Here is a 13,362-nt window from a genome sequence, read left to right as displayed (position 1 = left end):
CCTTTGAAACTTACAATGATGTCGTTTTTATCGGCTTCATAACCGTCACGTTTCATTTGTAACCAAGTCAAATTTCCTGTTGGTGAAAAAGTGGGATTTGTATCGTATCCCAAGTTGCCTTCAGTTCTATTGATGGTTTTCTTGGTTTCTAAATTGTATTCGTAAATATCAGTATTCGTGCTGATTGCATAAGCTGTTCCCGCTTTTTTCTTGCATACATATAAAATACTTTTGCTGTCTGGAGACCAAATATAATCTTCGTCTCCGCCAAAAGGTTTTTGTGGACTGTCGAAAGTTTCGTCTTTCAAAATGTCAATCCCAACGGAACCTTCTTTGTTTTCTTTATAAAAAACGTGATTGAATTTCCCTTCATTCCATTTGTCCCAATGGCGATAATCCAATCCGTTGTAGATTTGAACATTTGATTTGTCCAGTTCAGGATAAAAATCTTTTCCATGCACTTTGTCGATTTTCACTTCTTCACTGTAAACAATATATTTTCCGTCCGGGGAAATGTTTTTGTCTTTCAACAGGTCTGTTGTGGCTGAAACTTCGGTTGGATTTCCGCCATTTACGGGTAAAGTATAAAACTTGGAATCCGATTTGTTTTCCTCAATGGAAGGCGTGGTGACTTTGTAGACAATATTTTTTCCGTCTTTAGAAAAGCCTAAAGGAGTTACTCTTCCTAGTTTCCAGAGCAGCTCTGGAGACATTATGTTTTGTGCAGTTGCATTTAAACTCATCATTGTCAAGGTTATAAACAATATTTTTTTCATCGTAAAAAATGTTTTTTTTGTGATTTAAAAGTAATGATTTTATTCCAAAAAAAAAGCCATCTCGATTGAGATAGCTTTTAGTTTCTAATTTAATAAAGTTATTGCTTGATAAAACGGTTTGTTGTTGTTGTATCCTTATCTGTAAGTTCCAAGATGTATATTCCGGCACTGAAATTGGAAACATCAATTGAATTGTTTGATAATTTACCATTCAACACGGTTTGACCTAACAAATTATATACTTTGAATGTAGCGTTTTCAGTTACTGAAGACACATTCAAAATTGCTTTTGTCGGGTTAGGATATAATTTAATTTCGGTAATCCCTTTTCCTGAAGCACTGGCCATTTTAGCGGTAGTAGAAACGATATTTACGGTGTAATCCTCTACTTGTCCAGACGCGAATGTTTCGCAAGAAGTCGGGATAGCATTGTATTTCATAGAAACCCTCATTCTTGTTGTGCCAATTGTTGCAGTGGCAGGAATGGTGAATGTTCCAGAAACTGCCGTTGTAGTTGAAGCGGCTTTTGACCAAACTTGTTCTCCAGCATCGGCAAAATCCCCGTCTTTATTGTAATCAATCCAGACAGCGTATCCTTCCTTTCTTTTGGTACTTGTCCAAGATGGAGTTATTGTAATGGTGTAAGTGGTTCCTTTAGTTACATTTGTCGAAATTGCCGTAAAGTTCTCATAACCCGTTCCACCAGTTGTAGTGTTGTTGATGGTTCCAAAAACCACTTTGCCAATTTTTTCACTCACCACACTATTTCCTTGCGAAGTACAATAGATTACAGCATTTGCAAGTGTTGTAACATTTACTGCATTACTTGGAGCTGAGCTATTTCCGACGGCATCTTTTGCTATTACAGAAAAAGTATAAGCTGTAGAGGCAGTCAAACCAGTCACGGCATAAGTCGTTCCTGAAGTTGTTCCTATCAATGTCGTTCCTCTATAAACATCATATCCAGTTACTGCAACATTATCTGTCGATGCCGTCCAAGATAAATTTGTAGTTGTGGCCGTAGTTCCAGCAGCTGTCAAACTTGTTGGATTAGTTGGGTTCATAGTGTCGGCAACAACCACTGTTTGATTTTGGGTGGCAGTGTTCCCGTTTCCATCATTGTATGTCCAAACTATGGTAAAAGTTCCTTGAGTCGAATAAGTCAAAGGACTAGTTGTAGTTCCTGATATTGTTCCGGCACAAGCATCGGTGGCTGTTGGAGCAGTAACAGTAACCGTTGATTGTCCAATAGCATCTGCTAAAGTAGTTACATCTGCAATTGGTGCAAGTGTGTCATCAAGTTGTATGGTTTGATTTTGAGTAGAAATGTTTCCGTTTCCATCGTTGTACGTCCAAGTCACGATTGTCGTCCCTTGAGTTGTTATTGGGAATACTGTAGTAGTAGTTCCAGTTATGGATCCAGTGCAACTGCTTGTGGCAGTTGGAGCTGTTGCAGTAGCTGAACATTCTCCAGTAATTGTTGGTAAAACCGCTAAATCAGGAATAGGCGCACAAACGGATTCAATAGTAATAGTTTGTCCACTTGTTGTGCCACAAGAATTCAACACAGTAACAGACGCTGTTCCTCCAGAAGCAATATCAGCAGCAGAAATGGCAGCAGTAAGTTCAGTGGCACTAACGAATGTTGTTGGTCTGTTTGTTCCATTCCATCTAACAACATCGCCATTTGCAAAATTAGAACCGTTTACGGTTAATGTAAAATCATTTCCGCCTGATGCTATTGTAGTTGGAGAAATAGTGGACAATGTAGCAATTGGGTTTACGGTAACGACTACTTCATCTCTTAATCCTTTTATTGGAGCAAATTTCCAATTGAAGAATGGCAAGAAAATTCCTGTTCCACTATTGGCCGTTATCGAAACTGTTCCGTTTGTTAACGGATAAGTAATTCCAGATGTTGCTACGGTTAAGTTTGTGTAGGTTATTTGTCTAGAGACCAATCTCAGACCATTTTGTGCTGGCAAAAAGAAATCTAATTCTATGTCTTGGCTTCCGGCAGCGGTAAGTATGACCACTTTTGATTCCAGCATTCTACCTGTGCTGTCTTGTAATTCTACCAGAATTTGTCCAACAGCCGAAGCATTTACCAAAACAGATTTTAATTTTGTAGGTGTTGTACAATTAAAGATTAAATATCTATTGGCCACGGCAGTGTTGGTTGATGATGTTCCAGATGCAGTTATAGGTCCAACATTGGCAAGAGTAACTTCGCTTTCAGCAAAATAAGATGTGGTTGCATTTAATGCTGGTGTGGTAAAAGTTGAGCCAGTTCCTACAGAAGCAGTTGCTGTTGCCGAATTATACCATTTTATAATTCCAGTTCCCGAAGCTGATAAAGAAGCTGTTTGACCTTCGCAAATTGTAACATCGTTACTTGCTAGGGGCAAACTTGTTGTTGGAACCATTGTTACGTTTAAAGTAGTTGTCGCTCCATTTGTAATTGTCGCAGAAATAGTTTGAGAGACATATCCCGGAGCTTCAAAAATCACATTATAAGTTCCCCCAATTTGCACTTTATGATAATCCCCTTTTGTTGGTGATGTTTCGACCCAAGCACCAAAACCATCTGTTGTGCCACTAATATATACTTTGGCATGAATTGGATTTCCTGATGCATCAGTTACAACACCGTGCAAACCATAAGAAGCTTGCTTAATATAATTTAAGAAAGCTTGTCTGTTGTTGTTCCAAAAAGTTGGTAAAGCGGATGCCAACGGAAATTTAGTTGCAGAAATTTCAATGGTAACTTCCTTGTTATGATTAAAGTAATTGTTGTAATCTTGTCTTCCTCCAGCTACTGTATACCAAGCCGAACCATTTGTAGTTCCTGGAAATGCACCTGTACTTAAAACATCATCCATATAATTTAGATTCCCATCTGCCGTTTGGCACAAGGTGGCATATTCTATGCAAATTTGTTTGAAGTAATTGTCATGAGGATGAATATTGGCTCCTCCCGTAATGGGATAAGTATCCCAAGGATAGTTTACAACTTCGGCACCACCGTGATAATTGGCTGACAAAACAAAATTTCTAGTTCTTTCGAAAGCCAGAAAAGCAAGGGTTTCCGGCTGATAAACCGCATTGGTTTGCAAGCCGCTGTCTGGATGTAAACCGTTTTTGGGATCAGGATAATTTCTGTTCAAATCATAACCGTTTTTGTTGGCTCTTGTGGCAGTGTTTCCTGTTGAATTCAGGATGTCGTTTCCGGCTGTCTTGAATGACCCGTCAGGATTTGCAAGCGGACAAATAAAAATTTCGGTTCCATTTACAATATCGGTGACTTCAGCTAATGAGCCATAATTGGTCAAAAGATAATCTATCAATCGCAACATGTTGGGAAAACCAGTGATTTCGTCGCCATGCATGGACGAAGTGTATAGAAATTCCGGTTCTGTTTCGTCAGTTGGGGCGTTGTCAGAAATTTTCAAAACATATAAAGCCCTTCCATTTGGGGTGGAACCAATGTTTTGTAAAGTACACAAACTTGGATAAGTTGCTGCCCAATATTGCATTTTGGCCACGTATTCAGAATATTTTGGATAAACATCCCAAGTGGTATCCCAAGCAGAAGCCGCTATTTTGCCTCTTGGTGAAGATTTGTTTTCTTGCGGAATTTCATTGTCAGATGCATTTACGGAATATGGCAAACCAAATGCAAGAAATTTTTCGAATTGTTCTTTGGTGGCGTAAGCTTCTGCTTGCAAATCTTGTGCATCAACTTTTTTATGGCTGATGGAGACAATTTTATTTATTTCTTCAAATTGAATAGGGTCAGTGGCTTTGAAGGTAAAAACCACTTCGCCCTTTTCTTCCAGATATTTTTGGGCTTTATAAAATGCTGTTTTGTTTTGTGCAATTGTTAGGGGGCTAAATGCCAATAAAAACAAAACTAAATAGGTAATTTTTTTCATATTAATTTAATTTAGGATTTTCAAATCTAGATTAAATTTTTAAAATGACAAAGAAAAAAATCGTTTAAAAGCACATTTATACGATAAAAAGCCATAAAAACTAAAAAATGTAAGTAAAATAATATTATTTTAATTATTACGATTTTATTTACATCTGTAAAGATGCATAAAAAAGCATGATAATTAACCACGAGTACAACAAAAAATATTATTTTTATGACAGCATCATATATTTTGAAAATTTTTCATCATTGGTTTTGTATTATATTCGCAGTAATGTAAAAATTAATTTAAAATTGTTAGCAGACATATTATAATGGCAAAACGAATATCATCCCAAAAAACAAAGCAACCCACAAAAAACAATTCGGGAAGTTTTAAAAACAAACTAAGTCGTTTTTTATTCAAGACATTTTTGTGGTTTCTTGGATTGTCTATTTTTTCTGTGGTGCTTTTCAAGTTTGTGCCCGTTCCATTCACGCCTTTGATGGTAATTCGCGTTATAGAAAACAAATTGGCCGGAAAGGAAATTTACTTCAGTCATGATTGGGAACCCATTGAAAATATTTCGGTTAATTTACAAAAAGCAGTGATTGCCAGTGAAGACGGAACTTTTTTGGCACATAATGGTTTCGATTTTACAGCGATGCAAAAAGCCTACAAAAACAACGAAAGAGGTCGAAGAATAAAAGGAGGGAGCACAATCTCACAACAAACGGCCAAAAACGTTTTTCTTTGGCAAGGAAGAAGTTATTTGCGAAAAGGACTGGAAGCTTATTTCACGGTTTTGATTGAAATAATTTGGGGAAAAGAAAGAATTATGGAAGTCTATCTCAACAGTATCGAAATGGGGAATGGTGTTTATGGAGCGCAGGCGGCAACCCAGCATTGGTACAGGAAAGATGCCAAGAGTCTCACAAAAATGCAAGCTGCCGGAATTGCGGCCATTTTACCCAATCCAAGGAAATATTCAGCCACGAGTTCCTCTACTTACATCAATAAAAGAAAAGCCAAAATTGTAAGCATCATGAGACACATTGGCAAAATTAAATATTAAAAAGTAACCGCAAATTCACAAATTGCAGGCGAATACTAAAAAATTAATTCGTGAATTTGCGGTAAAATAATTTTTTATTCTAAAGATTAAAATTCAATCCTAGAATAATATTTCTTCCAATATTTTGAATGCCATCCGTTTTTAATCTAGAAAGATGTGCCGTGTACTCTTTGTTCAACAAATTATTGGCATTCAAGTTGATGTCGAAAGCTGTTTTTTCTAATTTCACTTTTCCTCCAAAACCAAGATTTACCAGAGTGTATCCATTTGATTTTGTTTCAAAACCACTTACATTTTCTTGATTGAAAGTTGTCGAAACATTCAAAGTGGCAAAACCATCTTCCAGCCAGTTTTTGATTTTGAACTCGGTTCTAATGGTATTGTTCCAGTTGTTTGCGGGAATTAAAGGCAAATAATCGCCATTTTCTTTTTTGCCGGTAACAGATTCAAAACTGGTTTCATAATGCAACCAATCCAATGGATGGGGATGAAAATGCAATCCGATTTCACCACCAAATAATTTGGCGTCATTTTGAACATAATCGAAAACTGCATTGTCGTTAATCACTTCACCCGTTGGCGAAGTATAAATATAATGGTTGATGTGGTTGTAAAATCCATTGGCAAAAAATTCGACATGGCTGCTTTTGTATTCTAAATTCAAGTCAGTTTGCACGTTTTGCTCCGTTTTCAAATCAGGGTTTCCCACTTCATAACGATTGGTTCCTTCATGTACGCCGTTTGAAGTTAATTCGGCTAAATTGGGCGCCCTAAATCCAGAAGCCACATTCAATCGCAAAGTCAATTCCTTCGCCAAATTTGTTTTGTATCCCAACGATGCATTAAAACTATTGAACGATTTATCGAGAGCTTCAAAAGAACCTGCTGAACCAGGAATTCCTCGTGCATCGCTGTTTATTTTTCTGTTGTCAAAACGCAATCCCGCTTGCAATACATTCGATTTCCATTCGTAATTTCCAGTTCCAAAAAAACCGATATCATTCGTTGTTGCATCAGGAATCAGGAATTCTTCGCCTGAATTGGCATTGGTTTGACTCATTCCCTGGATTCCAACAATGGTTTCTATTTGTCCCAGTTTTGGCAAATGATATTTTGCGTCATAATTGAAGGTTTTCAATTTCATATGTAAAATTGCAATGTTTCCGTCTTCCAATTCGCTGCGATTATTGTCAATGTAGCCCAAGTCAACGTCTAGTTTTGAATTTTTGAAGAAAAAGATGTTGTTCAAACTCAATAAATTATTGTCAATCGCTTGGCTTGGAAATGCTGTTTTCTTGCTTGTGGTTTGTTCAGCAACGCCATTTTCTGGGACTCCTAAATCCAGTTTGTTGTAATTGTATCTAAAAACGCTTGAAAATTTGGAGTTACTGTATCCAATTCCGGTTTTGAAATCCGTTTCGTTATAGCGAGTATTGGTAACTCTTTCACCAGCTGCAATTTTATAATCGGAATGGGTGTTATGAGTTCCTCTTGCCAAAAATTTCCAGTTTTTACCGGAGGTTTTTATTCCTAATGAAGTATTGCTGCCCAAAGTATTCGAAAATAGTCGTTGGCTAAAATCGCCTTTAAAAGTATTTGTGTTTGCAAATTTTTCAGGGTTTAAATACAAAACTCCGCCCAAAGCATCTGAGCCATAAAGCAAGGAAGCCGGCCCTTTTATCACTTCTACACTTTCGACACCAGCGTCGTTTAATCCCAATCCGTGTTCGTCGCCAAACTGCTGATTTTCGATTCGAACGCCTTGCGAATAAACCAAAACACGATTGCCGCTCAAACCGCGAATGACGGGTTTTCCGATGGAAGTTCCGGTCGAAACCTGGGAAACTCCGGGAATGGTTGCCAAGCCTTCGATCAAGGTTGCGGTTCCTTTTTGTTGTAATTCTTTGATGCTCGAATGTTCCACTTTCATCACGTTTTGCGACTGGATTTTATTGAATGCCGTTGAAACAATCACTTCGTCAATTTGAAATTCAGTTTCGTCAAGAACGATGTCTAAAGTGGTTTCTTTGTTTTGAAGATTTGTGGTTTTGTTCTGCGTTGCAAATCCTATATAGGCAAACGTCAGTTTGATTTTTCCGGTGGGAAGATTTGACAAGGAATAGTTTCCGTTTTCGTCTGTCGAAGTTCCTTTGTGCAATTCGGGAGCATAAACAGAAACGCCAATTAGAGGTTCTTTTTTGATATTGTTTACAGTTCCTGAAATGGTATTTTGTGCCTGAAGCATAGCAGAAAACCCCAGGATTAGGGCAATTAGAATTTTTTTCATTTGAAATGATTTTATTGTTAAACTGGAAACACAAAAAACTTTGTGTCTTGGTGCCTTTTGGCAAATTCATTTAAACAATAAAACTTGGCGGAGCTCGAAGCGCAAAAAGGCTTCCTTTGAAGAATTGGGTAATTTCCCTGGATTTGAATAAAGAATATCCAGAAAGAATATTTATTTTTTTGAATTCAAAATGAGAAATATCTGAAGAAATATAAGTGCTTACCGTGAAATTACAAACAAAACAATTGTCATAATTGTGGTGTTGATGGGTAATTTCTTGGCTGGAATTGTATTTATGAACACATTTTTTTTCAGAAAGTTGTTTGGCTAAATGCTCATAACTATGCACATATTGAAACAGCATTGAAGACAATACTGCAAACATCAGGAACAAATTTAATATGGCAAACCCTTTTTTCATTCGTTGCAAATATAGAAATAGCAAATAAAAAATCCGGCTAACTTTAACATTATTTAAAGTTATGCCGGATTTTATAAAGTATCAAATTGGTTTTACACCAAGTTATTCGCCACTAAATATTCTGCAATTTGAATCGTGTTTGTTGCGGCACCTTTTCTTAAATTATCAGCTACAATCCACATATTCAATGTGTTTGCCTGGCTTTCGTCGCGACGAATTCTTCCTACAAAAACTTCATTTTTACCTTCGGCATATCTTGGCATTGGATAGGTAAACGTGTCCAAATTATCTTGTACGACAACGCCATCAGTTTGACTTAAAATGGTTCTTACTTCGGCAACATCAAAATCATTGCTAAACTCCACATTTACGGCTTCGCTATGTCCACCAACAACTGGTACACGAACCGCTGTTGCAGTAACTGCAATGCTGTTGTCGCCCAATATTTTTTTGGTTTCATTGGATAATTTCATTTCTTCTTTGGTATAACCATTGGCTTCAAAACTATCGCATTGTGGAATACAGTTGCGGTTGATTTTATATTTATAAACCATGTCGCCTTCTATTCCAGCCACTTCATTTTCGAATTGTTGCACTGCTTTCACGCCAGTTCCAGTGATGGATTGATAAGTGGAAACAACTACGCGTTTGATGTTGTATTTTTTGTGCAATGGAGCCAATGCTAAAACCATTTGTATGGTGGAACAGTTTGGATTTGCTATGATTTTGTCTTCTTTTGTTAATTCATTTGCATTAATCTCGGGAACGATTAATTTTTTGGTCGGATCCATTCTCCAAGCCGATGAGTTGTCGATTACAGTTGTTCCCGCTGCTGCAAATTTTGGAGACCAATCTAATGAAGTTTGTCCACCTGCCGAAAAAACGGCAATTTCAGGTTTCATGTCAACGGCAGTTTGTAATCCAACAACGGTGTGTTTTTGGCCTTTGAATTCGATTACTTTACCCACTGATTTTTCAGAGGCTACTAGAATTAATTCTGTGTAAGGGAAGTTTCTTTCTTCCAATACTTTTAACATTATTTCGCCAACCATTCCAGTGGCTCCTACTACAGCAAGTTTCATATTGTATATGTTTTATTTTTAATATTATTTTCGAATTACAAAAGTAAGTAATATGCAAATTAAAACAAGCGTGTTCACAAAAAATAACAAATTGTTGTATTTGTAACAAAAAAAGAACCACGCTGTTCGGCGTGGTTTAATTAGAATATATAATGTAGCGGAAATTTATTTTTTCAACAAATCGCGGATTTGCGTAAGCAATTCTTCTTGAGTTGGACCAGCTGGTGCGGCAGGGGCAACTTCTTCTTTCTTTTTGGCTTTTTCGGCAGCTCTCAATACTACAAAAATAAAGAACGAGATAATCACAAAATTGATGACGGCTTGTACCAAGTTTCCGTATGTGATAACGGCAGCACCGGCAGTTTTTGCGGCAGCCAAGTTTTCGTATGTGTTTCCGTCAAGAGTGACAAATTTTTGGGTAAAATCGATTCCTCCTGTGATCAACCCCACGATAGGCATAATAACATCATCTACGGCAGAACCAACAATTTTACCAAAAGCACCACCAATGACAACAGCAGTAGCTAAACTTAATACGTCTCCTTTCATCAAGGAAGCCTTAAAATCTTTGAAAAATCCCATAATTTGTTTGTTTTTAGGTTGTTTTTAATTGAAAACTACTAACGAATATAAATATTTTATTTTAATTAAAACGTTTATTCTCGATAAAATACCCGTTTCACTCTTTGCGAAATACTTGTAAGTATTTCATAAGGAATGGTTTGCAATTGATCTGCCATAAAAGTAACCGTGGGGCTTTCGCCAAAAATAATCACGGAATCTCCTTCTTTACAATTGATTTCGGTAATATCAACCATTAACATGTCCATGCAAATGCTGCCAATTATTGTTGCCTTTTGATTATTAATGGTCACAAAACCAAGGCCGTTTCCCCAATGTCTTGAAATTCCATCGGCATAACCAATGGGAATCGTGGCTATTTTAGAAGGTTTTTCTGCTATAAATCGTCTTCCGTAACCCACGCTTTCGCCAGCTTGAACCGTTCTGATTTGTGAGATTATAGATTTTAAAGTACCAACGTTTTCCAAGTATTTCTGTTCTTCAACGGCATTCGAAACGCCATAAAGTCCAATGCCAAGGCGAACCATATCGTATTGCGCTTCGGGAAAATTACTAATTCCCGATGTATTCAAGATATGACGAATGGGTTTTATTTGTAATTCCGTAATCAATTTGGAGGACAATTTTTCGAATAAATCAATTTGTGAATGTGCAAAATCTTGATGTTCTATGGCATCACTCGTGGCCATGTGCGACAAAATACTTTTTACGGTCACGAATTTGTTTCCTTTTAAAGTTGCAATCAATTCATCTAAATCTTCTTCTTCGAAACCCAAACGGTGCATTCCGGTGTCGAGTTTAATATGAATGGGGAAGTGTTTCAGTTTTCGATTTTCGGCAATTTTCAGGAATGCATTCAGCCCTTTCAAACTGTAAATTTCGGGTTCCAATTTGTATTGGATTATTGCTGAAAAACTGGTGGTTTCTGGATTTAGCACCATTATTGGCAACATAATTCCGGCATTTTTCAACGCGATTCCTTCATCGGCAAAAGCTACGCCCAAATAATCTACTTTATGATGTTCGAGCAATTTGGCAATTTCAAATCCACCGCTTCCATAACCAAATGCTTTTACCATGACCATCATTTTGGTGGTTGGTTTTAGTTTTGATTTATAGAAACTCAGGTTGTGGCTGATGGAGTTGAGGTTAATTTCTAAAATTGTTTCGTGCGTTTTCTCTTCTAATGCGGCAACTATTTCTTCAAATTGAAAATGTCTCGCTCCTTTTATCAGGATGGTTTCATTGACAAAATTCAAATAGTTGAAATTTAAAAAGAAGTCGGCCGTGTTTTTAAAAGTGATGCAGTTGGTAAACTTGTGTTTAAATGCCGAAATGGTTTCGCCGATGCCAATAACGCGATTGATTTTATTGGATGTAATGAGTTGGGAAACCTTAGAATACAATTCTTCGTTCGACAAGCCGCTTTGGAAAATATCCGAGAGGATTACCGTTTTGTTCTTGAATTGTTTTTGGCTTTCGAGAAAATCCAAGGCGATTTTCAACGACTGAAAATCCGAACTGTAGCTGTCGTCAATCAGTGTCGTGTTGTTGATTCCGTTTTTGACTTTCAAACGCATTTCAACGGGATACAACCATTGCATACGGTTTTGAATCGTTGTTTTGCCGTATTTAAAACTCAACAAAACCATCAAGCAAGTAATGGCATTTTCTATTGAGGCTTCATCTTGAAAAGGAATTTGGACTTCAAAATTAACTTTGGCGTATCGAACTTGAAGTGATGTTTTGTCTTCGATTGCTTTTTTTGTGATAAAAACATCGGCAGTTTCATCATCGCAACTCCAAGAAAAGGGTTGTATTCTTGGATCAAGAAGCGCGTCTACGACCTTGTTTTTTTGGTAAATTATTATTCTTGAATGTCTGAAAAGTTTAAGTTTTTCCTTGATTTTTTTTTCCAAATCAACAAAACCTTCGTCGTGCGCCGTGCCAATATTGGTTATAATTCCGATGGTTGGCCGGATGATGACTTCTAATTTTTCCATCTCGTTCATTTTCGAGATTCCTGCTTCAAAAATACCCAAATTGTGTTTGTCGTTAATCGAAATCACCGATAATGGAACACCAACTTGCGAATTGTAGCTTTTGGGACTTCGGATGATGTTGAAATCAGGATTCAAAAGAAAATTCAACCATTCTTTGACTATAGTTTTTCCGTTGCTTCCCGTCAACCCAATAACAGGAAATTTAAAAAGTCTTCGATGATAGGACGCAAATTGTTGCAAGGCATCCAAGGTGTTTTCGACCTCCAGAAAAACAGCTTTGTTTGATAATCCTTCTGGAATGTAAGTCACGACAAAGTGCTGGACTCCTTTTTTGATTAAGTTTGAAATGTAAATGTGGGCATCATTATTGGGGCCAACTAGTGCAAAAAATAATGTTTTTTCATTGTTTTGCAAAGAACGGCTATCGATGGAAACATTGTCAATTGTGCCGTTACTGTCTCCAAACCTTTTGGCGTGGAGGATTTTTTCGATGTTTGGGATAGATAAAGTCAAGGGTCTAACTTTTTGTATTGAAATTAAAAATTATGCGGTTTTCATTACTGGAATTTTAGAATTTTAGAAATAAAAAAACGGTTGTCCATAATGATTTTTTGTATGTATAAATGTACAGAATAAAACGGACAAGAAAAAATAATTAACTTTTTTCTATCAAAAAAAATGATTACAGAATTCTAAATTATTGGGGGATTTAAACAAACTATTTTTCCTCATCCTTCTTCATCGCATAGAAATAAGCGGCGCGACTCAAGGGTTCGTATTCTTCGGTTTCGCCGAGCATGACGAGTTTGTCGTTGTCAGTTTTTCTAAAGCTGTAATTGGCCAAATTTCCGGTTCGAGTGCAAACGGCGTGTACTTTGGTAACATATTCGGCAGTCGCCATCAAGGCAGGCATTGGACCAAAAGGATTGCCCTTGAAATCCATGTCTAATCCAGCTACAATGACACGAATGCCCTGGTTGGCCAAATCGTTACAAATTTTCACGATTTCGTCGTCAAAAAATTGGGCTTCGTCAATTCCCACCACGTCACAACCTTGCGCTAAAATGGCAATATTGGCTGCTGCCGGAACCGGCGTGGAACGGATTTCATTGGCATCGTGCGATACCACCATTTCGTCGTGATAACGGGTGTCGATTTCCGGTTTGAAAATTTCTACTTTTTGTTTGGCAAATTGCGCTCTCTTTAGTCTGCGAATGAG

Annotated in this window: 8 protein-coding genes and 1 pseudogene; 1 reads left to right on the top strand and 8 read right to left on the bottom strand. The window is 37.2% G+C overall.

What is annotated here, in order from left to right:
• Positions 1 to 776: pseudogene (locus C0430_RS00835) on the bottom strand (S9 family peptidase); the annotation flags it as partial.
• A gap of 98 nt (positions 777 to 874) precedes the next feature.
• Complete coding sequence (locus tag C0430_RS00830; protein WP_290864427.1) at positions 875 to 4,711, bottom strand: M14 family zinc carboxypeptidase; 3,837 nt, start codon at positions 4,709 to 4,711, stop codon at positions 875 to 877.
• Positions 4,712 to 5,027: 316 nt separating this feature from the next.
• On the opposite strand from C0430_RS00830, the gene mtgA reads away from it, so the two are divergent.
• Positions 5,028 to 5,768 (top strand): monofunctional biosynthetic peptidoglycan transglycosylase, encoded by a 741-nt coding sequence (gene mtgA, locus C0430_RS00825; protein ID WP_290864425.1) that lies wholly within the window; start codon positions 5,028 to 5,030, stop codon positions 5,766 to 5,768.
• 79 nt (positions 5,769 to 5,847) lie between these two features.
• Here mtgA and C0430_RS00820 read toward each other — a convergent pair whose 3' ends face one another.
• From C0430_RS00820 to C0430_RS00795, 6 genes are all read right to left on the bottom strand, one after another.
• Positions 5,848 to 8,055, bottom strand: a complete 2,208-nt coding sequence (locus C0430_RS00820) for a TonB-dependent receptor (RefSeq protein WP_290864423.1) — start codon at positions 8,053 to 8,055, stop codon at positions 5,848 to 5,850.
• Between the two features lie 70 nt (positions 8,056 to 8,125).
• The gene (locus C0430_RS00815) at positions 8,126 to 8,476 is read right to left on the bottom strand and encodes a hypothetical protein (protein ID WP_290864421.1); all 351 of its coding nucleotides are present in this window, start codon (positions 8,474 to 8,476) and stop codon (positions 8,126 to 8,128) included.
• A 92-nt stretch (positions 8,477 to 8,568) separates the two neighbouring features.
• Positions 8,569 to 9,558 carry an aspartate-semialdehyde dehydrogenase gene (locus C0430_RS00810; protein WP_290864419.1) on the bottom strand — a complete coding sequence of 330 codons (990 nt, stop codon included), beginning with the start codon at positions 9,556 to 9,558 and terminating at the stop codon, positions 8,569 to 8,571.
• A 165-nt stretch (positions 9,559 to 9,723) separates the two neighbouring features.
• Positions 9,724 to 10,140: a large conductance mechanosensitive channel protein MscL gene (gene mscL / locus C0430_RS00805; protein ID WP_290864417.1), complete on the bottom strand. Its 417-nt coding sequence runs from the start codon at positions 10,138 to 10,140 to the stop codon at positions 9,724 to 9,726.
• Positions 10,141 to 10,214: 74 nt separating this feature from the next.
• A complete protein-coding gene (locus C0430_RS00800) occupies positions 10,215 to 12,656 on the bottom strand; it encodes a bifunctional UDP-N-acetylmuramoyl-tripeptide:D-alanyl-D-alanine ligase/alanine racemase (protein ID WP_290864415.1) in 2,442 nt (813 codons plus the stop codon).
• Between the two features lie 205 nt (positions 12,657 to 12,861).
• A partial coding sequence (locus C0430_RS00795; RefSeq protein WP_290864413.1) for a thymidine kinase occupies positions 12,862 to 13,362 on the bottom strand: 501 nt, incomplete at its 5' end.

It is taken from the genome of Flavobacterium sp., assembly GCF_013823965.1.
GTDB lineage: Bacteria > Bacteroidota > Bacteroidia > Flavobacteriales > Flavobacteriaceae > Flavobacterium.
Note: the sequence above shows the minus strand (reverse complement) of the source record. Positions and strands in the feature narration are given on the sequence as shown.